General features: G+C 72.3%; 22 protein-coding genes. 12 read left to right on the top strand and 10 right to left on the bottom strand.

What is annotated here, in order from left to right; all coding sequences use genetic code 11:
- The first annotated feature begins 345 nt into the window (after positions 1 to 345).
- Positions 346 to 1,554 (top strand): methyltransferase domain-containing protein, encoded by a 1,209-nt coding sequence (locus tag ABZ128_RS03195; protein ID WP_356845746.1) that lies wholly within the window; start codon positions 346 to 348, stop codon positions 1,552 to 1,554.
- A gap of 122 nt (positions 1,555 to 1,676) precedes the next feature.
- Here ABZ128_RS03195 and ABZ128_RS03190 read toward each other — a convergent pair whose 3' ends face one another.
- Both ABZ128_RS03190 and ABZ128_RS03185 read right to left on the bottom strand, forming a co-directional pair.
- Entirely contained in the window at positions 1,677 to 3,359 is a 1,683-nt protein-coding gene (locus ABZ128_RS03190) for an Ig-like domain-containing protein (protein ID WP_356845745.1), read from the bottom strand.
- Between the two features lie 47 nt (positions 3,360 to 3,406).
- Positions 3,407 to 4,495 (bottom strand): hypothetical protein, encoded by a 1,089-nt coding sequence (locus tag ABZ128_RS03185; protein ID WP_356845744.1) that lies wholly within the window; start codon positions 4,493 to 4,495, stop codon positions 3,407 to 3,409.
- Positions 4,496 to 5,026: 531 nt separating this feature from the next.
- On the opposite strand from ABZ128_RS03185, the gene ABZ128_RS03180 reads away from it, so the two are divergent.
- Positions 5,027 to 5,644, top strand: coding sequence for a hypothetical protein (locus ABZ128_RS03180; RefSeq protein ID WP_356845743.1), 618 nt, complete (start codon positions 5,027 to 5,029; stop codon positions 5,642 to 5,644).
- Between the two features lie 23 nt (positions 5,645 to 5,667).
- Here ABZ128_RS03180 and ABZ128_RS03175 read toward each other — a convergent pair.
- Positions 5,668 to 6,599 (bottom strand): IS5 family transposase gene (locus ABZ128_RS03175; RefSeq protein ID WP_356845742.1). Its coding sequence is split into 2 segments (ribosomal slippage): positions 5,668 to 6,153 and positions 6,156 to 6,599, totalling 930 coding nucleotides; the frame shifts between segments, so codons are not numbered across the junction.
- A 344-nt stretch (positions 6,600 to 6,943) separates the two neighbouring features.
- Between ABZ128_RS03175 and ABZ128_RS03170 the strand changes: the two genes are divergently transcribed.
- A complete protein-coding gene (locus ABZ128_RS03170; RefSeq protein ID WP_356845741.1) occupies positions 6,944 to 7,507 on the top strand; it encodes a hypothetical protein in 564 nt (187 codons plus the stop codon).
- Positions 7,504 to 8,292, top strand: a complete 789-nt coding sequence (locus tag ABZ128_RS03165; RefSeq protein WP_356845740.1) for a hypothetical protein — start codon at positions 7,504 to 7,506, stop codon at positions 8,290 to 8,292. The genes ABZ128_RS03170 and ABZ128_RS03165 overlap by 4 nt, the downstream gene beginning before the upstream one ends.
- A gap of 421 nt (positions 8,293 to 8,713) precedes the next feature.
- On the opposite strand, the gene ABZ128_RS03160 is transcribed toward ABZ128_RS03165, so the two are convergent.
- Positions 8,714 to 9,679, bottom strand: a complete 966-nt coding sequence (locus ABZ128_RS03160; protein ID WP_356845739.1) for a pirin family protein — start codon at positions 9,677 to 9,679, stop codon at positions 8,714 to 8,716.
- 106 nt (positions 9,680 to 9,785) lie between these two features.
- Between ABZ128_RS03160 and ABZ128_RS03155 the strand changes: the two genes are divergently transcribed.
- The 7 genes from ABZ128_RS03155 to ABZ128_RS03125 all read left to right on the top strand — a co-directional run bounded on the left by ABZ128_RS03155 (position 9,786) and on the right by ABZ128_RS03125 (position 14,581).
- A complete protein-coding gene (locus tag ABZ128_RS03155) occupies positions 9,786 to 10,136 on the top strand; it encodes a tetratricopeptide repeat protein (protein WP_356845738.1) in 351 nt (116 codons plus the stop codon).
- Between the two features lie 49 nt (positions 10,137 to 10,185).
- On the top strand, positions 10,186 to 11,388 hold the full coding sequence (locus ABZ128_RS03150) for a methyltransferase (RefSeq protein ID WP_356845737.1): 1,203 nt from the start codon (positions 10,186 to 10,188) through the stop codon (positions 11,386 to 11,388).
- A 28-nt stretch (positions 11,389 to 11,416) separates the two neighbouring features.
- Entirely contained in the window at positions 11,417 to 12,184 is a 768-nt protein-coding gene (locus tag ABZ128_RS03145) for a MerR family transcriptional regulator (protein ID WP_356845736.1), read from the top strand.
- 226 nt (positions 12,185 to 12,410) lie between these two features.
- Positions 12,411 to 12,968: a DUF6230 family protein gene (locus ABZ128_RS03140; RefSeq protein ID WP_356845972.1), complete on the top strand. Its 558-nt coding sequence runs from the start codon at positions 12,411 to 12,413 to the stop codon at positions 12,966 to 12,968.
- Positions 12,959 to 13,483, top strand: coding sequence for a DUF6114 domain-containing protein (locus ABZ128_RS03135; RefSeq protein ID WP_356845735.1), 525 nt, complete (start codon positions 12,959 to 12,961; stop codon positions 13,481 to 13,483). The genes ABZ128_RS03140 and ABZ128_RS03135 overlap by 10 nt, the downstream gene beginning before the upstream one ends.
- Positions 13,480 to 14,139: a hypothetical protein gene (locus ABZ128_RS03130; protein ID WP_356845734.1), complete on the top strand. Its 660-nt coding sequence runs from the start codon at positions 13,480 to 13,482 to the stop codon at positions 14,137 to 14,139. The genes ABZ128_RS03135 and ABZ128_RS03130 overlap by 4 nt, the downstream gene beginning before the upstream one ends.
- Positions 14,140 to 14,266: 127 nt before the next feature.
- A complete protein-coding gene (locus tag ABZ128_RS03125) occupies positions 14,267 to 14,581 on the top strand; it encodes a DUF2087 domain-containing protein (RefSeq protein ID WP_356845733.1) in 315 nt (104 codons plus the stop codon).
- Here the strand turns inward: ABZ128_RS03125 and ABZ128_RS03120 are convergent.
- The 6 genes from ABZ128_RS03120 to ABZ128_RS03095 form a co-directional block, all read right to left on the bottom strand.
- Positions 14,554 to 15,318 (bottom strand): metallophosphoesterase, encoded by a 765-nt coding sequence (locus ABZ128_RS03120; RefSeq protein WP_356845732.1) that lies wholly within the window; start codon positions 15,316 to 15,318, stop codon positions 14,554 to 14,556. The genes ABZ128_RS03125 and ABZ128_RS03120 overlap by 28 nt on opposite strands.
- 115 nt (positions 15,319 to 15,433) lie before the next feature.
- Complete coding sequence (locus ABZ128_RS03115) at positions 15,434 to 16,864, bottom strand: NAD(P)/FAD-dependent oxidoreductase (protein ID WP_356845731.1); 1,431 nt, start codon at positions 16,862 to 16,864, stop codon at positions 15,434 to 15,436.
- An 81-nt stretch (positions 16,865 to 16,945) separates the two neighbouring features.
- Positions 16,946 to 17,350 (bottom strand): thioredoxin domain-containing protein, encoded by a 405-nt coding sequence (locus tag ABZ128_RS03110; protein WP_356845730.1) that lies wholly within the window; start codon positions 17,348 to 17,350, stop codon positions 16,946 to 16,948.
- A gap of 160 nt (positions 17,351 to 17,510) precedes the next feature.
- Positions 17,511 to 18,950, bottom strand: coding sequence for an aldehyde dehydrogenase family protein (locus tag ABZ128_RS03105; RefSeq protein WP_356845729.1), 1,440 nt, complete (start codon positions 18,948 to 18,950; stop codon positions 17,511 to 17,513).
- Between the two features lie 246 nt (positions 18,951 to 19,196).
- Positions 19,197 to 20,396, bottom strand: a complete 1,200-nt coding sequence (locus tag ABZ128_RS03100; protein ID WP_356845728.1) for a thiolase family protein — start codon at positions 20,394 to 20,396, stop codon at positions 19,197 to 19,199.
- Positions 20,397 to 20,677: 281 nt separating this feature from the next.
- Complete coding sequence (locus tag ABZ128_RS03095) at positions 20,678 to 21,736, bottom strand: LacI family DNA-binding transcriptional regulator (protein WP_356845727.1); 1,059 nt, start codon at positions 21,734 to 21,736, stop codon at positions 20,678 to 20,680.
- Positions 21,737 to 22,049: 313 nt separating this feature from the next.
- Between ABZ128_RS03095 and ABZ128_RS03090 the strand changes: the two genes are divergently transcribed.
- Complete coding sequence (locus tag ABZ128_RS03090) at positions 22,050 to 23,546, top strand: amidase (RefSeq protein WP_356845726.1); 1,497 nt, start codon at positions 22,050 to 22,052, stop codon at positions 23,544 to 23,546.
- Positions 23,547 to 23,703: the final 157 nt, after the last annotated feature.

Below are 23,703 nucleotides of genomic sequence, written 5' to 3'. Positions count from 1 at the left end.
ATCCGAACCGGAAGGCCTTTGGATGATCCACCGCCTCCGGGCGCGTCTCACAGTCCGGATTCCGTGTCCCGATCCAGTCGTCCCCGAGGCCGGCTGTTGATTGACTGACAGAGTCACCGGACGCCGTCCCCGTGGAGCGGCTCCCGCTGAATGGCGGCGGCCGGTGCAGGAGCCTCTGCGCGTCGCTCGCGGTGTTCGACGCGCAGAGGCCCTTTTCGTGTGCGCGTATACGCCAACTGGATCTCGCGGACTGGACCATACCTCGCATATGCGGCTCGTCCTCAGGCATCCTTACGCGGATGCCACTTGAATCAGCGGAAGTGGCTCGAATTTGAGGAGTCACCCGTGGCAGTCACCGTCCTCCAGCACGCGCCTCAGGGGAACCTGGCGTCAGCCATTGACAGCGCGGTCAAGGCAGCGGGGCTGAGCAGCCGGACTATCCGGCTCTGGGCCCACGAGCCACCACCAGCAGATCTCACGGGAATCGACGGACTGATCGTCCTGGGAGGTGCCGTGCCACCGCTGTCGCTCGCCGGAAACACCGACGCCGCCACCCTGCTGCGGAGTGCTCTCGCCGCCGAAGTACCCGTGCTGGGTGCGGGTTACGGGGCGCGTGTGCTGGCGACGGCGGCGGGAGCCGCGGACCGGACCCAGCGCGCCGGTCGGGGCGGATGCGGACGGACGGCCTTCACCCCGGCCGCCGATGCGGACGCGCTGCTGAGGGAAATCGCCCCGACGGCCACCGAACTCCAGCCTGCCGCCGGCTTCGGGGAACTACCGCGCGGGGCCGTGGCTCTGGCCTCCTGCGACCTGCATGCCGCGCACGCGTTCAGGATCGGCGGCAGCGCCTGGGGCATGGACTTCCAGCTCGGGCCCGAGAACGGACTCGCGCCCTGGTGGGAGCGGGTGATCGACAGGTTTGCCGCCCTGGTGGCCGCCCGCACCGAACACACGGCGACCCGCGCCTTCTTCACCCACAGGGCGGGTGCCTGGGAGGAGCGCTTCGCCCATCAGACACCGGCGTATGCGGCCGCGGTCGCCCGGATGGGCCTGCAGCCAGGCGGGCGGGTGGTCGACCTCGGCTGCGGCACCGGCCGGGCCATGCCCGCCCTCCGCACCCATGTCGGAGACACCGGAAGCGTCCTCGGCATCGACGTCACCCCGGCGATGCTCGCGACTGCCGCCCGCCACGACCGGACCCGCTACGGGCATTTGCTCGCCGCGGACTGCAACCGGCTCCCGCTGGCTACCGCGTCCGTGGACGGGATCTTCACCGCGGGGCTCCTCGACCATCTTCCCGATCCGCAGACCGCGCTCCGCGAATGGGGCCGCGTCAGCGCCCCGGACGCCACCCTGCTGCTCTTCCACCCGTCGGGCCGTGCCGAGCGTGCCGCCCGGCACGGCCGGGTCCTCGACCCCGACGACCTGCTGGCCGAGGGCAACCTGACACCGGCTCTGGGTGCCACGGGCTGGCGGCTGGCCGAATACGAGGACGCCGCCGGCCACTTCCTCGCCCGCGCCGTGAGGGCCGACCCCACTGCGGACGCTTCGTAGGAGGCGATGCCGGCGTGCGCCCTCCTCGAGCTTGGCCGGGACGCCAGGTGCACTGACCAGTACGGTCCGGAGGCTTGAGCCCCCGGACCGTACTGGCGTTCACCGCGGCCTGGCCACCGGCATCAACGGCACTGGCCGAAGCGAGGCCCGTTCACGAGGGTGCCGGGCAGCTCCGGTGCGGGCCGGTTGCCCTCGCACCTCAGGGGTCCGGTGATGGTGATGCCGGACAAGGTGGTGCCGCCCGCGTTGGCTTCGAGGGTGACCGCACCAGTGACCGAGGCGCCCTCGCACAGGGTGACGGGTCCGGCGGTCTCGCGCACGGTCAGGGGCCCGCGGAGGTGCACGCCGCAGAGAGACACGGCGAGAGCACCCTTGGCGGAGAACGGCCCGGTGAACGACGCACCCGAGGCGGCCAGGGCGCCGCCGGGCTCGATCCGTACCGGTCCGGACTGCTGGGCCCCCGTACCGAGGCAGAGCGACTCCCCCGCAGCCACGGTCAGCGGACCCTCGTGGGGTCCGGTCAGGCACGGACGGCTGAACCCGATCGTCAGTGCGAGCGGTTCCTGGCCGCCGGCCGGACTGTGCAGCGCGTCGCCCTCGTACCGGGCGGTGATCGCGTGGTTGCCCGGCCGCAGGACCGGGGTGCGCAGGACGGCCCGCCCGTCCGTCAGCGGCACCGTGCCGAGCGGCAGGTCACCCTCGAAGAACGCCACGCTGCCCGTCGGGTGACCGCCGGAGGCGGAGGTGACGTCGGCGGTGAGGGTGGCGGGGTGCCCGTACAGCAGGCCGGTGGCGTCCGCGGTGAGGGCGAGGGCGGTGTCGTACCGCCAGGAGATGACGGCCCGGCCGTTGCCTCGGTTGACGCCGGAGTCCAGGCTCACCGCGGTGGCGGTGGGAGCGGCGTAGGCGCTGCCGCCGCCTCCCCCAGCGGCCGGGAGGTTGTCGGGGTTGCCGCCCCCGGATCCTCCGCCGCCGCCAAACCAACCGCCGCCCCCGCCGCCGCCACCGTTGCCGCCTCGGCCGCCGTTGCCGCCGGCACCGCCACTGCCCGGGTTGGGCAGGCCGGTGTTGGGGTCGGTGTCGCCGCCGGCGCCGCCGGGGCCGCCCAGCTGGGAGTTGGGGCTGCCGGTGCCGTGGGCGGTCTGGGTCGCGCCCCCGCCAGAGACACCGGAGCCCTGCGGTCCCTCCGCCTGTCCGCCGGGCTCGCCGGTCAGGCCGCCGCCGGCGCCGCCGTGCAGTTGGGGCCCTCCGTTTCCGGCGCCGCCGCCCCCGCCGGCGACCAGGATCCGCTCCGCCGGGCCGAACGCTCCGACCCGCAGGTCGGAGGCACCGCCGCCGGAGCCCCCGCCGCCGTGCGCACCGCCGCCGCCAGCTCCGTGGCCGTACCCGCCGGGGCGTGCGTACTCGCCTCGCCGGGAGCTGCCGGGTATGCCGGCGGCGCCCAGGGTGAGCTGGAGGACCTGGCCGGGGGTGACGGCCAGGGTGGCGTGGGTGTGGCCGCCGAGGCCGCCGGGAGCGCCGGTGTTCGGCGGGTTGGGGGCGACGTATCCGGCGGCGCTGCCGCCTTCCGCGCCGTACAGGTCCACGGTCACGGAGCTGACCCCGGCCGGGACGGTGAAGCTGTCCGTGCCGGGCGTGGTCCAGGTGCAGCTGGCTCCGGGACCGGTGGCGGAAGCACCCGTCGTCCCGCAGACGGGTTCCGCCGCGGCGGCCGTCGCGGCGGGTGGGGAGAGCGTGGCGGCGACCAGCACGGCGGCGCCAGCCAGGACGAGGGCGGGGGTCCGCACGGGGCGGCGTGTGTTCATGTGTCAGTTCTTCTGCCGTGTCGGGGGAAGGGAGAAGGCCGTAGCACTCAGATGCCGTCGTCGGCGCACAGCGCCCAGGCGTCGGTGTAGGTGTTCGGGGAACTGCCGGCGCCGGTGTGGACGTCGGCCGTCCAGTACGCGGCCGTGGTGGTCCCGTCGCTGACGGGGCTGCCGCCGGAGCTGCTCGGGAAGCTCCCGTTGAGGTGGTCGCCGACGGAGCCAGGCCCCGTGAAGTTGGTGGTGGTGAGGCTGCCGCCACTGACCGCGGCGCCCCCGCTGACCAGCTTGCCGTCGCCCCCGCCGCAGCCGACCGTAGCGGTCTGCCCGATGGTGGCGGCGGTGGGACCGCTCACCGACGTGTGCCGCACGGTGACCGTGACGCCGCTGACGTTGATGTTGTTGCCGCTGCAGATGGCGTAGGCATAGGTGGCGTTGTTGCTGTTGCCGCCGCCGCCGTTCCAGCCGACCGCACTCCAGGAGTCGGGGTTCGTCTCACCGTTGGCCGCGGCCTTCTGCCCGAAGCCGTGTCCGGAGTTGTTGAAGGTGGGGAAGCTCGCGATCGGCTTGAGGCTGCCGACGCTCGCGGGCGTGATACGGGCCCCGCCGCCGATCAGACGGGTGTTGGCAGGGCAGGTCGCGGTGACGAGACCGACCGTACCGCTGGACGTGGGTCCGGCCAACTTGTTCATCACCACCTGGGTGTGGTTGATGAGGCTGCTGCTGAAACACATGGCGTAGGGGGCGCTGGAGAAGGAGGCGTTGACGGCTCCGCCGCTGCCGCCGATGCCAAGCCAGTGGGTGACGTCGGTGCCGACGACCCCGGTGGAACCGAGGTACTCGGTGCTGCCGTCGGGGCTGGGCACCGTGCCGTCGATCTTGTTGCCGTTGGAGGACGTGCCGGTGCCGATGGCCTGGCTGATGCCGCCGCTGGAGATCAGGCCGCTCTGGCAGGCCGCGTCGGTGGTGATCTCAGCGAACGTGGAGGCCGGCCCGGCGGTGGCGCCGGGGGTGCGGACCGTGACGCCGACGGAATTGGCGTACGCGGCGGCCGGGACCGTCACGGCGAGCGCGGCCCCGGCCACGAGGACGAGGGCCCGGTCCCTGAAACGGGAAGGGCGGCGGAAAGCGAGCTTCATGGGATCCACTCCTTGGATCTCCGCAGGAATGCGCCCGGAGCGGCGGGCGGCAGCTGCGTACCGTAGCAGCTCAATTCATCCGCATCTACAGTGTCTCTGACCGATGAGACCTAGCATGTGCAAGGTGAAAGGGGCTCAGCTCTCCACCGCCCGGACGCGGTACACCATCGACAGTCCGCGAGAGCCTCTACCAGCGCCCGCACCACCAGAGCACACGAATCCGCCCACCGCTCTCGAAGCCCGTGCCCTTGGCGCGCCGACAAGGGGAACCCGCTGGTCACGCACTCCTGGCGGGCGTTGTGGTCGTCGGTGGTCGCAGGCTGGAAGCACCCCCTCCCCTCCACCTCCCGGAGGCGATCCCCATGCGTACCAGCGTCGGCAGCGGCAACGCCCAGAGCACCTAGGACTTGTCCGGCCGATCAGTCGCGGAGCCATGGGCGGATTGCTGCTTCACCCGTGCGGACCCGTGACGGCCAGACATTGACCAGCGTTGGGAACGGTGATAATCCCCCCGATACAGGAGCCACACCCGTGAACCTGCGTACTCTCGCCCGCAACGCCGCCGCTACTACCGCCGTACTTCTGGTCGGAGCGCCACTGGCCACCACCACCGCCCAGGCTGCGGAAGCGCCCGCCTGCGCCAAGGAAACCCTCGCGTACATGGAGGCTGACGACAAGGCCGCCGACGCCGACCGGGCAGTGGACTCGGCACAGGATGCCGTCGCCCAGTCTGAGCGGGACCAGCAGACGCTCAACCAGACCGTGGAGCACATCAATGACTTGTACCGTGCGGTCACCGCTGGCGGGAGTGGTCCCCTTGACCCCGCGACCCAGGCACACGAAGCCCTGTTGAAAGCGCGTAAGGCCGCAGAGGAAGGGGATGCCGCAGGTGTGGCCGACGCTGCGGATTCAGCCGCGGCGGCAGGCCGTCAGTACCTGAAGGCGGTGCCTGGCGTCGAGCCCGTCGAGATCGCGACTGAAGACGTGGAGAAGGATGCTCCTGCGGCGCGGAAGGCGACGACGGCGAAGGACTTGACCGCCAACCGGCAGAAGCTGGAGCAGGCCAAGAAGGATGCAGCTACCGCCAGTGAGGCCGTCCTCCCGGCCCGGACCGCCGTGAAGACCTGCCTCCAGAACGCCACCGCCTAGCTAGCTGGGACCTGTCAGGGCGGTCAAGTTCGTAGCCAGATGGTGAGAGCTGCCGCGGTCGCGGTGCCGAGGTAGACGTAGCCGCGCTTGTCATAGCGGGTGGCGACCGCCCGATGCTGTTTCAGGCGGTTGATCGCTCGTTCGATGGTGTTGCGTTTCTTGTAGCGGTCCTCGTCGAAGGAGGCTGGCCGTCCGCCGCGTAAGCCTTTGCGTAGGCGGGCGGCCTGGCTGTCGGTCTTCTCCGGGATCGTGTGCCGGATGCCGCGGCGCCGCAGGTACTCGCGGATAGGACCGTTGCTGTAAGCCTTGTCGGCGGCGAGGCTGTCGGGCTTCTTGCGGGACCTGCCCGCTCCTGGCCGGGGCACGCGGATCTTCTCCAGAACGGACGTGAACTGGGTGCAGTCCGCTCGCTGGCCTGCGGTGACGATCAGAGACAGCGGGCGACAGCGGCCATCCGCGCTCAAGTGCAGCTTGGTGGTGAACCCGCCACGTGAGCGGCCCAGGCCCTCGCCTCCAGCGCCACCTCCGCCAGGCGGGCAACCAGGCTCTGCCATGGTGTTTCGTTCTGGTGTTCCACCTCGCCAGCCCCCTTTGATGCGAGGGCGGACGGCGGGCCGGTGCGGGCGCCGGCCGCGTGCTGATGCGCGCGGACGATCGTGGAGTCCACTGAGATGTCCCAGTCGATCTCACCCGCTGTGTCGGCTACGGCCTGGACCTGCTGGAGCAGACGTTCCCACGTACCGTCGGCGGACCACAGCCGGTGGCGTTCATAGACCGTCTTCCACGGTCCGAACCGTTCCGGCAGGTCACGCCACTGAACACCGGTCCGCGCCCGGTGCAGTATCCCGTCGATCACCTGCCGATGATCCCGCCACCTGCCACAACGCCCGTTGCCGACTGGCAGGAACGGCCGCAGCCGTTCCCATTCGGCATCACTCAGATCGCCCCGCCCCATGCCCGCAGGAACGACTCGGGCGCGAAGTAGTCACATGATCGGCCGGACAAGTCCTAAGGACGTACCGAGCGCAGGGCCCCTGCGGAAACACCGGCCTATCACAGGCGACGCTGCTTCCCGTCAGCCATCTCCGAGGAGACCACTCTGAAGACGGTCGCGGAAATCATCGGCGTCACGGCCTGAGATCGGCCAAGACCGCGGCCGCCGTTTCTCCCGCACTCCGGAGCAGCCGCCACACGAGCGCCCGCTCACTCGCGGCCGTCACAGCAAGACATTGATCCGTTCCCCTATGAAACCCAGGGCAGTGGCTCTATGTTCGTCATCTCGACGCTGAGGGGGAGTGCATGGACCCTGACGACGTGATGATCGACGCCCTGGCAGAGAAGATCCTCGGTGGCAAAGTCGGCGGCGCCCTCCACCTTCCGTTCCGGTGGAAGCAGAAGAATGCTCCGCGTCGGCTGTCCGCCCCCATTCACGTCGAGGCCAACACCCCCGTCCGGAGCGACCTCTCCTGCCGCCTCGACCTCCGCTTCCGAATAGGCCTCGACAAGCCGTGGGAGTACAGCCTGATGCTCCTCCATCCGGGAAGCGGTACCGTCCTGCGCCGCCTCGACGTGCGGGGAACGCACCTCGACCGTGAAACGGGCGAGCAATTCATCAATCGCACACACAAACACAAGTGGAGCGAGCGGCGAGGCAACAGGGACGTCTACGCCCCGAACGACATCCGTCACACGCCGGACCCGATCACCGATGCGACCCTCACCTCTATGGACGAAGAGTACGACCGCGTGGTGAGGGACTTCGTCCAGGAATGCAGGATGGACATCGCCGCGGGCTACGTTTGGGTTCCGCCCGCGCCACCCATACCGGCCCTGACGCTAGAGGGATTCGAGGAATACCCATGAGCACCTCTCCCCTCGATCCGCGCCTCACCGAAGACCTGCGCTGCTGGCACATCGCGCCGGCAGGTCGTCCGGGAACCGTCGCACTCACAGGACGCTCGTACTTCGCCGACGGGGACGGCGTCACCGTCCTTCTCCGGGTGTCCGGAGACGACGCTTTGGCCAGCGACGGAGGGACCATGGTGACCCGCCTGACCGACGCCGGGGTCGACGTCTGGGGGACGACCCGGGCCGCGACCGCTTGGACCGAGACGCTCAACGGCTTCCGCCTCAGTGAAGTGGACGGTCGAATCGTGGGCCGCCGACCGCTGGAACAGGCGGCGACGCTGGTGTCGGATCTCAGCAGCGCCATGCTGACCGTCGACGGCCTTCGGTGGCTCGCGGCTCCTGAGCGGGACAGCAAACTCGTGCGGCAGCTCTACGCGTACCTCGACGATGCACGCATCGCCTACGACAGGCGGCCCACGGTGGAACTCCCCCGCGGCGCCAAGGTACGCCCCACCGCACGCATCAACCTGCCCAAGCGAACAGTCCTGGTTCAGGCCGTCGGCGGCTCAGAGCAGGGCCTGGAGCATGCTCTGTCACTGGTGCAGCGCATCGAACGCGCGGACTACGCCTTCGATCAGCGCCTCGTACTGCTGAAAGGCAGCGCGCAGGCCTGGCCCGCCGACCACCTCGACCTCTTGGCGGACCACACGCCGGTCGGGTTCTCCGACCGCATGGACGCGGTCACCCGGTTCCTCAAAGAGGGCACCCCACTCGAACGTCCCGTCACCTCGGAGCCGTAGGCCGCCCGCGCTCACACGGCGTTCCGCGCCGCCCTGCGGAGAAGACCGGACGAGCGAGGGGCTTGTCACTTGTGCACAAGACCCGCCGCGTACTCACCCGCACCCATCGTCTGTGGATCGCACACCCCGGCCGGATCCGCCGTCAGGGTCGCAGGAGCCGGCGGCGTAGCGGCGGCCACCACCGCTCTGCGCGACCAAGCGGCCTCGATGCAGCCAGCGACCAGATCTAACTACTCGTCAGTAAAGTCAGCAAAAGGTCAGCATCCGTCCGACCAAACTTGGTTACAGCCTGCAACACATGAGACTCGACCGTCGGCGCCGAAGGCTTTCGCACCGGTTCCGGCAAGCTCCCCTGCGGAACCAAAACCGGAAGGCTGGGCGCGATCCCCGCACCCAGCCCTCGCCCACACAAACCAGCAGGTCAACGCACCCTTCCCCGGGGCTTCAGGTGGGTCGGAGGGAGCTCTGGAGCTGGAAGCGGAGGGCCGTCGTAGCCCTTCACCTCGCCGAATCGGGACCCGTTCATCCAGTCTTCGCGGGCCTGCGCGATATCATCGTGTGACCGTCCGATCCAGTTCCAGAACATCACGATCTCCTCCTCGAACGGTTCCCCGCCCAGCAGCATCAGTCCCGCGTCCGAGGACGCGCGCAGCGGGAGTTCCGTGCGGCCGCAGCCGAGGTAGAGCATCGAGCCGGGGAGGACCGGGACGCCGTCCACGTGGGCTTCGCCCGACATGGACAGGACCGCGTACTCGAAGTCCGGGTCCAGCGGGAGCCGGGTCTCGGTGCCCGCGGCCAGGGCCAGGTCGGCGCCGACGATCGGGCTGTACGCGGTACCCGGCGAGGTCGCCGTGTCGAGGGTGCCCAGGATGACCGTGGCCGTCAGGCCCGGGGCCGTCACGTGCGGGAGCTCCGCGTGGTGCTGGAAGTGCGGTTCCACATGGCGGTGCGCGTCCGGGAGGGCCACCCACAGCTGGGCGCCGTGCAGCAGGCGGCCGTGGGAGCGGGGGCTCTCCTCGGAGTGGCTGATCCCGCGGCCGGAGGTCATCAGGCCGAGCTCGCGCGGGCGGATCGTCTCCAGGCTGCCGACGCTGTCGCGGTGCAGCACCTCGCCGTCGTGCAGCCAGCTCACCGTCTGGAGACCGGCGTGCGGGTGGGGGGCGACCTGCATGCCGGGTTCGCCGGCGATGTCGTCCGGGCCGTAGTGGTCCACGAAGCACCAGGCGCCCACCATCCGGCGGCCCAGGTTCGGCAGGAGCCGGCGGACCTCGGTGGACTCGCCGAGCTTGACGGTGCGCGGGCTGAGGAGCTCGCGCACCGGTTCGGCCACGACGAAGCCCCGGCCGCCGCAGACGGAGAGAGCGGGCTGACGATCGAGATTGCTCATGCCCACCAACTTAGTACCGCGGGCACCGCCGCGTTCCGTGGAATGTTCAGCCGCCGTCCCGTGTTGGAGCGCCCGTACACAGCACCTGAACGGCGGAAGGGACACGATGAACGCGCCGACGGGCTACTTCGGGCACGGGACGGCGGCCGAGCGCTGGGCGCGCGCCCGGCTCTTCTTCGACGCGAAGGAGTACGCGACGGCCGCACGCATCCTGGACACCCTGGCCGCCGAGGCCCCCGAGCAGCTGGCGCCGCGCCTGCTGCTGGCCCGCGCCTACTACCACTCCGCCCAGCTCTCGCGCGCCGAGGGCGAGCTCCGCGCCATCCTGGAGCGCTGGCCGGTGGAGGACTACGCGCAGCTGATGCTCGGTCGCACGCTGGAGCGCCAGGGGCGGCCGGCGGAGGCCGCGCCGTACCTGCGGCTGGCCGCCGCGATGGCGGGCGAGTTCCCCGAGTAGCGGCCGCCGTGCGGGGCCGGGCGGCCGCCTCGGATAGCCTGGGACCACGATGAACCGTCTGACCACGCCTTTCGGCTCCCACGAGCTCACCCGCTTCCCCGAGGACCCGCGCGACCGGCTGCGCGCCTGGGATGCCGCCGACGAGTACCTGCTGCGCCACCTCGACGCCGGTACGGGCGACCGCGGCCCGGTGGACCTGTCCGGCGCCCCGCAGATCACCGTGCTCGGTGACCGCTGGGGGGCGCTGGTGACGGCGCTGGCGGCGTACCGCCCCGTGCAGATCACCGACTCCTTCCTCAGCCGGGCCGCCACCGAGGCGAACCTGGAGCGGGCGGGGGCGGACAAGGACGCGGTGCGGCTGCTGACCACGCAGGACGCCCCGCCGGAGCGGATCGACGTACTGCTCGTACGGGTGCCCAAGAGCCTGGCGCTGCTGGAGGACCAGCTGCTGCGGCTGGCCCCGCACGTCCACCAGGGCACCGTCGTGGTCGGCGCGGGCATGGTCAAGGAGATCCACACCTCGACGCTGAACCTCTTCGAGCGGATCCTCGGCCCGACGCGGACCTCGCTCGCCGAGAAGAAGGCCCGGCTGATCTTCTGCACCCCCGAGCTCGCGGGCCGGGCGCCCGCCGCGGCCGCGGGACCCTGGCCGCTCACCTACACCCTGGACCAGGACGCGGGCTCGGGCGCCGGCCTGACCGCCGTCAACCACGCCGGGATCTTCTGCGCGGACCGGCTGGACGTCGGGACCCGGTTCTTCCTCCAGAACATCCCCAACAACACGGCGGGCGCCCGGGTCGTCGACCTGGGCTGCGGCAACGGCATCGTGGGCACGGCGGTCGCCGTCGCCGATCCGGACGCCGAGATCGTGTTCACGGACGAGTCGTACCAGGCCGTCGCCTCGGCCCGCGCGACGTACGGGGCGAACCGCCCCGGCGGGCGCCAGGACCGCGCGGAGTTCATCGTCGGCGACGGGGTGGCGATGCTGCCCCGCGGCTCGGTGGACCTGGTGCTGTGCAATCCGCCCTTCCACTCCCACCAGGCGACGACGGACGCGACGGCGCTGCGCATGTTCGCGCAGTCGCGCAAGGTACTGCGCCCGGGCGGCGAACTGTGGGTGATCGCCAACCGGCACATGGGGTACCACACGCACCTGCGCCGCCTCTTCGGCAACAGCGAAGTGGTGGCGAGCGAGCCGAAGTTCGTGGTCCTGCGCGCGATCAAGCGGAACGAGCGGCCGCGCCCCATGTGACCTGCCGGTACGTCCTAAACTCGGCCGCGTGAGCAGCCAGGCGGACAAGGACGCGGACGGCGGCGGCAGCGGAGTCGTCCGCTACCGCCGCGAGGAGCTGGCCCGTGCGGCCGGCGTCAAGGTGCGCAACCTGCGCTACTACCAGGAGCGCGGGCTGCTGCCCGCGCCGCGCCGGGAGGGCCGGATCGCCTGGTACTCCGAGGACCACCTGACCCGGCTGCGGCTGATCAGCGACCTGCTCGGGCGCGGTTACACCGTCAACGGCATCTCCGAGCTGCTGCATGCCTGGGATGCGGGCGGCGGGCTGTCCCAACTGCTGGGGCTGGAACGGGCGATGACCCGCGACTGGGTGCAGGAGGAGCCGGTCACCATGACCCTGGCCGAGCTGCGCGAGCTCTTCGGTCCGGGGGCGACGGCCGAACACACCCGGCGCGCTGTGGAGTTGGGCTACGTACGGATCGACGGCGACCGGGTCACGCACCGCAGCAGGCGGCTGCTGGAGGCGACGCTCGCCCTCGTGCGGCAGGGCGTACCGCTGACGGAGATCCTGGACGCGGGGGACTTCGTACAGACGCAGGCGGCGGCGGTGGCGGACCGGTTCGTCGGACTGTTCCGGCGGCATGTGATCGGCGCGGACGGCCTGGGGGCACTTTCGGCCACCCAACTGGATCACATCACGGGCGCGGTGGGGGCGCTGCGGCCGGTCGCCGGTGAAGTCGTGACCGCGGAGTTCGCGCGGGCCATGGCCCGGCGCATGGAGGCCGAAGTCACCGAGCTGCTGCGCCGGGAGCAGTGACCGGCCAGTAGGACTCGGCCGAAAGGGTGCGCTCGAACAACCTTGCCAACCCCCATTGGCACTCTTACATTCAACTCGTCGGTAACAACGGTGCACAGCCGGAATAAGGGACGATCTCATGGCAGATTCCCCGCACTTATCGGACGGTTCCAGCTCGGCCGGCACGGACTCCCCCACGAACGAGGACACCGGCGGCGGCCGCGTCCGCTGGCGTCGCTTCGCCCTTCTGACCCTTCCCGCCGTCGCCGTCACCGCAGGCCTCGGCATCGCCCTCGCGCAGGGCGCCCTCGCCGCCTCCTTCGCCGTCTCGGGCCAGCAGTTCAAGGTGTCCGCGGCAAGCCTGGAGGGGGAGGGCTTCGCCCAGTACGGCAGCATCGACGTCAACGCCCGCGAGGAACCCATCCCGGTAGCGGTCACCGCGATCAAGGAGGCCAAGCTCCACAGCCTCTGCCAGTCGGTGGTGACCACGCTCCCCGTCGTCGGCGACATCTCGCTCAACCTCACCGCGGGCAAGAACACCCCGGTCGAGGCGAGCAACCTGTTCGTGGACGCCACCCAGCTCTCCGGCAACGCGGTCTTCACCAACATCGAGATCGGCCGGGACGCCTCCACCCTCGACAAGGGGCCGGCGGAGGCGCAGGGCATGCAGGACCTGTTCGCCCAGCAGGCCGACACCGTCAGCATCACCGACCTCCAGCAGACGGCCTGGGCGACCAATGCGGGCACCTTCAAGCTCTCCGGCCTCAGCATGGGGATCAGCAAGGGCAAGAAGGAATGCTTCTGAGCGCTTGGCGGCGCTGGCGGCGGTGGAGGCGCGGCAGGCCGTTCTGGGGCGGTCTCCTCGCGATCCTCGCCGGCGCCGAGATCTGCGCCCTGCCGCTCGCACCGCTGAAAGTGATGCTCCAGCAGGGAGTCGCGGGCATCCCGTCAGTCCTGATGGGCATCGTGATGATCGTGCTCGGGCTCACGGCCTGGTTCTCCCCCGCCCAGCGCGGCCTCGCCGGAGTCCTCACCACGCTCATCGCCACCGCCGCCCTGGTGCTGTCGAACCTCGGCGGCTTCCTGGTCGGCACCCTGCTCGGGATCCTCGGCGGCGGAATGATCTTCGCCTGGCAGCCCTACGCCGCCCCGCGCCGCTCCCCCTCGTCCCGGACCCCCACAGCCGAGACCCCAGCGCCCCAGACCCCCACAGGCGAAGCCTCCGCGTCCCAGACCCCCACAGCCGAACCCCCCACGCCCCGCCCCGCCGCCCCCACCCGCTCCACCCCGTCCCCCGATCCCCAAGGAGCCCAGCCATGAGCCGCACGCGACGCACCGCGCTCGCCCTCGGGACCGCCGCCGCAGCAGCGCTGTCGGTGGCCTCGGTCACCGCCCCCGCCACCGCCGCACCCTCACCGCTGGCCGGGTCGACCACGGTCACCCCGGCCGGGCACGCCTTCCAGGCCACCCTCAGCGGGAAGGCCACGCTCAAGGCCGGTTCGGTCACGGTGACCTGTACGGTTTCCGTCTCCACCGGCACCGTGCCGGCCGCCCCCGGCAACCAGAACGCCGCGGGACCGGTCTCCTCGCCCATCTCGCCGCCGACCTACAGCTCGTGCACCTCCAGCGTGTGGGGAGTGACCCCGACCGTCACCACCAGCGGTTCCTGGTCGGTGTCCATGCAGAACGGCTCCCCGATCACCGCCACCATGACCGTCCCGACCGGCGGGCTCGTCGTGCACACCACCGGCCTGGCCACCTGTACGGTCACCGCCGCGCCCTCGGCCCCGGCGTCCGTCGGCGGGAGCTGGGCCAACGGCGCCCCGCCGAGCCTGACCTTCACGAACGCCTCCGTGCCCGTCACCGTGACCGGCGGCTTCGGCTGCCCGACCAGCGCGACGTCCTCCGCCTTCAACGCCGTGTACAAGGTCACCGACACCACCGACCCGGCGCAGCAGATCACCGTCGGTCCCTGACTCCGGCCCGCGCCCGTGCGCAGCGGCCCGCCGGCCCCGGAGCGACTCCGGGACCGGCGGGCCCCCGCCATGAACGGCGCCGGTAAATCCGTTGCCCGGGGCGAGGGAGTGCGGAAGGCTCCACGGCATGGACGCACCGACCGCTCTGGACGCACCGACCGCTCAGACCCCGCCCCGCAGTTCCCGCGGCGTCGACGACCTCTTCTCCGGCGGCCGCCTCGTCGCGATCCCGCGCAGGGCCGCCCGACGGGAGCAACTGCTGGCCCACCTCGCCCGCACCCTCTTCGACGAGGACCGCACCTACACGGAGCCCGAGGTCAACGACGCCCTGCGCACGGTCCACGAGGACACCTCGGCCCTGCGGCGGTATCTGATCACCTCGGGGCTCCTCACCCGTACCCGCGACGGCAGCAGCTACCGGGTGGCCGGCACCACCCGGTAATGGGTCGTCAACCGGCCGTGCTCGCCCAGCACGTGGAAGGCGACGACGGGCGGCTCGTCCAAGTGGACGTACGGGTCGGGCCCGGTCGCCGCCTCCCACGGAAGCCGCGTCGTGGAGACCACCCCCGGCGCCACCAGCAGCGGGCGGCCCGCGAAGGTGGTCGCGGCCGCGGTGTGCGCGTGGCCGCACAGGAACGCGGTCAGGTGGGGGTGGCGCTGCGCGAGCGCGGCCAGCCGCTCCTCGCCGAACTGCCGGATCCCGTCGACGTACCGGATGTGCAGCGTGACCGGCGGGTGGTGGAAGGCCACCAGCACCGGCACCTCGTGCGGGGTGTCCGCCAGTACGCCGTCCAGCCAGGCCAGCGTGGAGTTCTCCAGCAGCCCCTGGTGCTCGCCCGGGACCGACGAGTCGCACACGGCCAGTACGAACCCGTCGCCGCGCAGCACCTGGTCGACCGGCGCCGCCGAGGGCCGCTCGTCCCGGAGCAGCCCCTGCCGGAACGCCATTCGCTCGTCGTGGTTTCCGGGGCACAGGAGCATCGGGTGCCGGGATACGAGCACCTTGCGGGCCTCCTCGTACTCGGCGGGGCTCCCGTGGTCGGTGATGTCCCCGCTCACGAGCACCGCGTCAAGGTCGTAGGGCAGCTCCTCCAGGTAGTCCATCACGGCGCGGGTGCGGTCGGCGGCCCGCGGGTCGCCGTCGAAATGGGTGTCGGTGAAGTGGGCTATCACGATCACGTGCGGTGGCTCCTCTGCTCTGCGGTGACGCCATTCAGCAGGGGTGACGGCCGCTCTGCCAGAGCCAATTCGCCACAAGTGGCCCGCGCCGCCGGACCGAACCGCCGGGCACCCCTCAACCGCGGTACGTCTCCAGCAGCCTGAGCCAGATCTCACTGACCGTCGGGAAGGCCGGAACGGCATGCCACAGCCGGGCGATCGGGACCTCACCCGCGACCGCGATCGTGGCGGCGTGCAGCAGTTCGGCCGCCCCCGGACCGACGAAGGTGGCGCCGAGGAGGACTTCGCGGTCGAGGTCGACGACCATCCGGGCCTGCCCGCGGTACCCGTCGGCGTAGAGGCCGGCGCCCGAGACCTTGCCCAGGTCGTAGTCGACGGCGCGGACCCGGTGTCCGGCCCGTTCCGCCTCGGCGAGGGTCAGCCCGACGGCCGCCGCCTCCGGGTCCGTGAACACCGCCTGCGGCAGGGCCCCCGTGTCCGCGGTCGCCGCGTGCGCGCCCCAGGCGCCGGTGTCCAGCGCGGAGGTGCCGGCCGCGCGGGCGGCGATGGCCGCGCCGGCGATACGGGCCTGGTACTTGCCCTGGTGGGTCAGCAGGGCGCGGTGGTTCACGTCGCCCACCGCGTAGAGCCAGTCGTGCCCGTCCACCCGGCAGCCCTCGTCGACCGGGATCCAGTCGCCGGGCGTCAGTCCGATCGTGTCGAGCCCGATGTCCTCCGTACGCGGCGCGCGCCCGGTCGCCATCAGCAGCTCGTCGCCCTCCAGGATCTCGCCGCCCTCCAGCACCACCTGTACGGGCCCGGCCGGCCCGTCCCGTACGACCGCCTCGACCGCCACCCCCGTACGGACCACCGCACCGGCCTCGCGCAGCGCCTCGGCGACCAGCTCACCCGCGAACGGCTCCATTCGCGGCAGCAGCCGGCCGCCCCGCACCAGGACCGTGACCTGCGAGCCGAGGCCCTGCCAGGCGCTGGCCATCTCGGAGGCCACCACCGAGCCGCCCACGATCAGCAGCCGGCCGGGCACCTGCCGGGCGGAGGTGGCCTCGCGGCTGGTCCACGGCCGCGCCCCGGCGATCCCCGGCAGCTCCGGGACCACGGCGCGGCTGCCGGTGGCGACGACGACGGCGTGCCGGGCGGAGAGCACGTGGTGCTCCCCCTCGGGGCTGCTGACGGAGACCTTCCGGACTCCGTAGAGGCGGCCGTGGCCCCGGTAGACGTGGGCTCCGATGGACTCCAGCCAGTCGACCTGGCCGTCGTCCTTCCAGTTGCCGGTCCAGTAGTCGCGGTGCGCGAACGCCGCGGCCGTGTCGAGCGGGCCCCCGACCGCGCCCGCCAGGCCCGGCACCCGGCGCGCGTCGGCCCGGGCCAGCACCGGGCGCAGCAGGGCCTTGCTGGGGACACAGGCCCAGTAGGAGCACTCCCCGCCGATGAGCTCGCTCTCCACCAGGGCGGTACTGAGCCCGGCGGCGCGCGTGCGGTCCACGACGTTCTCGCCGGCGGGCCCTCCTCCGAGGACCACCACGTCGTACTCCACCGCTTCCGACATGCGACGCACCTTCCACGGGGCAGCGGGCTGATGTCCCGCCACCTTACGTGGGGTCAGGGAGGCTCACGTGAAACGCGGGGCTCAGGCCTCGGTCGTGCCGGACTCCGCCGCCCCCTCGGCGGACGGCTTCTGCGAGGCCGCGATCTGTGCGCGCACCTCGTCCATGTCGAGCGCCCGGGCCTGCCCGATGAGGTCGGTCAGGGCCGCCTCCGGCAGCGCGCCCGGCTGCGCGAACACGGCGACCTGGTCCCGGACGATCATCAGCGTCGGGATCGAGGTGATCTGGAAGGCCGCCGCCAGCTCCTGCTGCGCCTCCGTGTCCACCTTGGCGAAGACCAGGTCGGGATTGGCCTCCGCGGCCCTCTCGAAGACTGGGGCGAACTGCAGGCAGGGCCTGCACCAGCCCGCCCAGAAATCGATCAGCACGAACGGGTTCTCGCTGACCGTCCGGTCGAAGTTCTCCTTGGTGAGCTCGACTGTAGCCACGGTTCCAGACCTCCTGATTGCCTCGTATGCTGCGTGAACGACCGAGACGTCCCCGGCATTCCGGTTCGCCTCCGTCCGGCCCGGGCGGGACCGGGCCGGCCACCCCCGGTCACCCCGCCGCCGCAGCCCGCAGCCGCCCTGCGGCAGCGGCGGGCAGCAGCTAGAACGGGTGCCCCGGCGGTGCGGCGCGCAGCGTGGTCCAGCGCAGCTCCGTGAAGGCCTCCAGGTTCGCCTCCCCGCCGAAGCGGGCCCCCGTGCCGGAGGCGCCGACGCCGCCGAAGGGGGCCACCGCCTCGTCGTTCACCGTCTGGTCGTTGATGTGCGCGATGCCGGTCGGGATCCGCCCGGCCAGGTCCAGCCCGCGCGCCGCGTCCCGGGTCACGATCCCGAGGGAGAGGCCGTACGGGCCCGCCGAGGCCAGCGCCACCGCCTCCTCCTCCGTGGCGAAGGACCGTACCGGCGCCACCGGGCCGAAGACCTCCTCCGCATAGGCGGGCGAGTCCTCGGCGACCCCCGCCAGCACGGTCGGCCGGTAGAACAGGCCGTCGTGGCTGCCCCCGGTGACGAGCTTCGCGCCCTGTTCGGCGCTGGCCTCCACCAGCGCGTGGACCCGCTCCAGCTGCCCCCGGTCGATCAGCGGGCCGAGGTGTACCCGTTCCCGGTACGGGTCCCCCACCACCAGGGACTCGGCCCGGGCGGCGAGGCGCTCCACGTACTCCTCGTACAGCGAGGCGTGGACGAGGTGCCGGCCCGCGGTCATGCAGATCTGGCCCTGGTGGAAGAAGGAGCCCCAGGAGGCCTGCGCGACGGCCGCCTCGACGTCGGCGTCGGAGAGCACGACCAGGGCCGAGTTGCCGCCCAACTCCAGGTGGGCGCGCTTGAGGTGACGGCCCGTCAGTTCGGCGACCGCGCGGCCGCTCGCCGTGGACCCGGTGAACGACACGACCCGCACCAGCGGATCGGCGACCACCGCGGCCCCCGTCCCGGCACCCCCCGGCAGCACCTGCAGCAGCCCGTCCGGCAGGCCCGCGGCGGCGAAGACGGCGGCCGGCGCCAGGCCCCCGCACACGGCGGTCCGGGGATCCGGCTTGAGCAGCACCGCGTTGCCCAGGGCCAGCGCCGGGGCGACGGAGCGGACGGACAGGATGAGTGGGGCGTTGAACGGGGCCACCACCCCCACCACCCCCGCCGGAACCCGCCGCGTGAACGACAGCCGGGGCGCCTCGCTCGCCAGCACCTGCCCGGCCGGGCGCGAGGCCAGCGCGGCGGCCTCGTAGCACTCCTGCGCGGCGACGTGCAGCTCGAAGTCGGCCTTGCCGGGTATGGACCCCGACTCCCGTACGAGCCATTCCCGCAGCTCGTCGGCGTGGGCGGTGAACAGGTCCCCGGCCCGGCGCAGCACGGCGGCCCGCTCCGGGTGGGTGGCCCGCGCCCAGTCGTGCCGGGCGGCCTCGGCCCGTACGGCGGCCGCCGCGACGTCGGCGGGGGCGGCCAGGTCGAGCGTGGCGAGGGTACGGCCGGTGGCGGGTTCGACGACGGGGGCCGGACCGCCGGTGAGGGCGGCACCCTCCTGCCAGAGCGTCGGTTCGAGGAGCGGCATGGCGCGGGGCCTCCGGGGGGTGAGGGCGTGGGGCGGGGGGCGGCAGCACGCGCCATCGTGCCAGACCGGAGGCACCACATCTGTTCAGTTATTGGGCAGTTGACGAGCCGTCGTGACCGGAAACGATCGACACGGCCGCGTCGGAACGGCTCTGCCGACAAGGGCTCTGGCGACAGGGGCTCTGCCGACCGTGGTCTGCCCGTACTGCCCCGCGGATACGGCGTCGCCTCGACGGACGCGGGTCGCTCAGCGCTCCAGAACCAGGGCGATGCCCTGCCCCACGCCGATGCACAACGCCGCCATACCGGTGCCCGAGCCCGCCGCGGCGAGCTGGTGCGCCACCGAACCGGCCAGCCGCGCCCCGGAGGCCCCGAGCGGGTGCCCGATCGCGATGGCCCCGCCGCGCGGATTGACCACCGCCCGGTCCAGCTCCGGCCAGGCCTCAAGGCAGCCCAGCGCCTGCGCCGCGAAGGCCTCGTTGAGCTCCAGCACGCCCAGGTCGGCGAAGCCGCGGCCGGCCTTCGCCAGCGCGCCCTGCACGGCCTCGACCGGGCCCAGCCCGAAGAGCTGCGGCTCGATGCCGGTCACCGCGGAGGCGCTGATCCGGGCGAGCGGCTCACGGCCGGTGGCCGCGAGCCCCGCCTCGTCCGTCAACAGCAGCGCCGCGGCCCCGTCGTTGAGCGGCGAGGCGTTCGCCGCGGTGACCGTGCCCGTGCCGTCCGTACGGAACGCGGGCTTGAGGCGGGCCAGCGCCTCCGGCGTGGAACCCTCGCGGATGCACTCGTCGCGGACGAGTTCCACCCCGGGGTACGGGACGACCTCGTCGTCGTACAGCCCGGCCGCCCAGGCCTCGGCCGCCTTGCGGTGGCTCTCCAGGGCGAACAGGTCCTGCGCCTCGCGGGTGATCCCGTACTTCTCGGCGATGAGCTCGGCGCCCTCACCGAGCGAGACGGTCCACTCCGCGGGCATGCGCGGGTTGGTCATCCGCCACCCCAGCGTGGTCGACCACATCTGCTGGTGCGCGGCGGGGAAGGGCCGCTCGGGCTTCTGGACCACCCAAGGGGCGCGGGTCATCGACTCGACACCGCCCGCGATGGCCACGGAGGCGTCCCCGAGGGCGATGGCCCGGGCGGCCTGGATCACGGCTTCGAGACCCGATCCGCAGAGCCGGTTGACGGTGACCCCCGGGACGGTCACGGGGAGGCCGGCGAGCAGCACGGCCATGCGGGCGACGTCCCGGTTGTCCTCGCCCGCGCCGTTGGCATCGCCGAAGACGACGTCGTCGATGCGGGCGGGGTCGAGGTCGGGCGTACGGTCCACCAGCGCGCGGACGACATGCGCGGCGAGGTCGTCGGGGCGCACCCCGGCGAAGGCGCCGCCGAACTTGCCGATCGGCGTGCGGACGGCGTCGACGACGTACACGTCGCGGACGGTGCGGATGCTCATGGGGGCTCTCCTGGGCGGATCCGTACGGGCGGGCGCGGGCCCGGTGCCGTGGTGGACACCGGGTACGGGACCGGGCGCGCCGGATGGGGCGCGCCCGCAGTCTCCGTCCGGCGGTCGCCGGCTGTCAACGATCACCTTGCGGGAGGAAGATCCGGAGGAGGGAGGAGGGCGGAGGGAGGAGGGAGGGGAGGGAGGGCGGACAGAGGGAGGACGACGCAGGCCGGGGCGGGGAGGGCGTACGGCCTGCCCCTCGCCGCCGTCAGCGGGCGGGGCGCCGGCCGTCAGGTGGACTCGCGCTGGATGGCCGCAGCCCCCATCAGGTCGTGCCGCTGGGTGATCTCGGACGGCTCGCGCACCGCGCGGTCCACGAGCGACGCGAGATGGTCCCCGGTGGGCAGCTCCAGTTGCACGGTGCTCAGCCGGGGCCGCAGCAGCCGCCCGATCAGCAGATCGTCGGCGCCCATGACGGCGACGTCCTCGGGGACGCGCAGCCCTGCGTCCAGGAGCGCTCGCATCAGGAGCATCGCGTACTCGTCGTTGTACGCGAACACCGCGTCGAGCCCGAGGGAGCGCCAGCGGGCGGCCAGGGCGGCGGCGGACTCCTCCGTGTAGGCGAGCGGGAGGGGCTCGATCGCTGTGCCCGCGACCGAGCGGGCGCCCGCCAGCCGGGGCCTGGAGAACAGCTCCAGACCCTCCTCCTCCGGGACCACCACGCCGATCCGCCGACGGCCCCGTTCGAGGAGGTGCGCCGCGGCCTCGGCTCCGACCTCGGCCTGGTCCATGACCAGGGCGTGGGCTCCGGGAACACCGGCGGGACCCAGCGTTATCACCGCGCGGGCCCCGGCGCGCTTGAGGGTGGACACGTTCTGCGCGGACAGGGTGATCTCGCCGAGCGAGATCACCGCGACGGGCCGCAGCTCGGCCCACGCGCGGGCCGCCTCGTCACCGGTGAGCCCGAGGCTGCCGTACTGGACCACCGTGTAGTCCAGGCGGCGCAGGGCCCACTGGAGCTCGTTGAGGAAGGCGCTGTAGAGCGGACCCACCGGCACGTGCGAGGTGGGCATCAGCACGATCCGGGTGTGGCCCGCGCGCAGGCTGCGGGCCGCCGCGTGCGGGACGTAGCCGAGTTCCTCGGCGGCCTCGCGGACCTTCTGGCGGGTCGGCTCGCTGATGCGCACGGCCTCGGCGTTGTTCAGCACGTACGAGACCGTCGCGCGCGACACGCCCGCGAGCCGGGCCACGTCGGCGCTGGTCGGCACGGGGGGTGGCGCCGCGGCCGGAGCGGGCCGCCGGGCCTGGGCCGACTGCTTCGGCGAGGGCGATTTCGATGACTGGGACATTGCCGTGGCATCTTTCCAGACCGATCACGGACCGGGTCTGGCGGATGGCCGGAATCGGATGCCAGACAGGGGTTACACGGTTCATTGGCACGTGTAAGCAACGCGTCCGCACGGCTTCGTACCCCGTTCGGGGGCGCGTCGACCAGTCATACATCCTGCAGGACCACGGTGCTGGCCGAGGGCATGGAGCGCCGGAGACACCATCCACCGCGACGGCTTCGACGGATTCATGTCCTCCCTGCGGGGATGGATCTAGCTGCGCACGAGCGCTTCCCGTTACCGTCGGTCTACCGAGCGGTAATGGGGAGGGTCGATGTCGGTCACGACAGGTTCCGCTGTTTCTTCTGCTTCTCCTGATTCCTCTGCTTCCTCGCAGGTGTGCGGGGACTTGCAGGGCATGGTGAAAGCACTCGCCGAGGGGAGAGTCTCGGCACGTCAGTTGACGGAGCGGACCCTGGAGCGGATCGCCGCCGCGCAGCCCCGGCTGAACGCCTTCCGCATCGTACGGGCCGAGGCCGCGCTCGCCGAGGCCGACGCGGCGGACCGGCGGCTGGCCGCCGGGGAGCGGCTGCCGCTGCTCGGCGTTCCGCTCGCCGTCAAGGACGACATGGACGTCGCGGGCGAGCCGACGGCGTTCGGCTGCGCCGGAACGTTCCCGCCGAAGGCCGCGGACAGCGAGGCGGTACGAAGGCTGCGCGCGGCCGGCGCGGTCATCGTCGGCAAGACCCAGACGCCCGAGCTGGGGCAGTGGCCGTGCACCGAGGGGACGGCCTTCGGTGCGACCCGCAACCCGTGGAACCCGGCCCACACGCCCGGCGGTTCCTCGGGCGGTTCGGCGGCCGCGGTGGCCGCCGGGCTGGTCCCGGCCGCGCTCGGCTCGGACGGGGCGGGTTCCATACGGATCCCGGCGGCTTGGACCCACCTGGTCGGCGTGAAGCCGCAGCGCGGGCGCATCTCCACCTGGCCGGAGCCGGAGGCGTTCCACGGCCTCACGGTCAACGGTGTGCTGGCCCGCACGGTCGCCGACGCGGCGCTGCTGCTGGACGCTGCGAGCGGGCCGGCCCCCGGTGACCTGCACCGCCCGGCTCCCGTCTCGGCGCTTGAGGCGATCCGCCGTACCCCGCGCCGGCTGCGTATCGCCCTCTCCTTCGGCATGGCGTTCACCGCGACGCCCAAGTCCCTCGATCCCGAGGTCCGTTCTGCGGTGGAGCGACTGGCCGCCCACTTGGAGTCGCTGGGCCACGAGGTGGTGCCGGAGGATCCGCGCTACGGTCAGATGGGCCTCACCTTCGTCCCCCGTGCGACGGCGGGCGTCCTGGAACTGGCGTCCCGGCTGGCGGACCCCGAGCTGCTGGACCCGCGCACGCACGAGGCGGTGCGGCTGGGCCGCGTACTGAGCGGTCGGCCGCTGCAGGCGTCCCGCCGCGCGGAGGCCGGCCTGCAACGGCGGGTCGGAGAGGTCTTCACCCGCTTCGATGTGGTGCTGACCCCGACGACGGCCACGGGACCCCTGCGGATCGGGGCGCTGGCGGGACTGGGGGCGATGGCCACGGACCGCGCGATGATCGCCGCCTGCCCGTACACGTGGACGTGGAACGTCCTGGGCTGGCCGGGGGTGAACGTCCCGACGGGCTTCACCCGCACCGGCCTCCCCCTGGGCGCCCAGCTCCTGGGCCCGGAATCCTCGGAGCCGCTGCTGCTGAGCCTGGCTGCGCAACTGGAGGCATCGGGCGCGTGGGAGCAGCAGTGGCCGGCGGGCTGGGGGGCGGAGGCGCAGGAGCCGCCGCAGGCTTCGGAGGACGGGGTCTGAGCGGACCGGCGTCGGAGGGAGTTCGGGGGCGTCCCGTCAGTCCACTGTCCTTCCGTGTCGCGCCGGGCCGTCAAGGGCGCTCTCTTCGTTCGCGTCGCTTCGCGATGGCCTTCGGCCACCCTTGACCGCCCGGCCCGCCCCGGAAAGACAACAGACT

The organism is Streptomyces sp. NPDC006326, assembly GCF_040612915.1.
In the GTDB taxonomy this organism is placed as follows: domain Bacteria; phylum Actinomycetota; class Actinomycetes; order Streptomycetales; family Streptomycetaceae; genus Streptomyces.
This window is presented reverse-complemented; position numbering and strand designations above follow the sequence as displayed.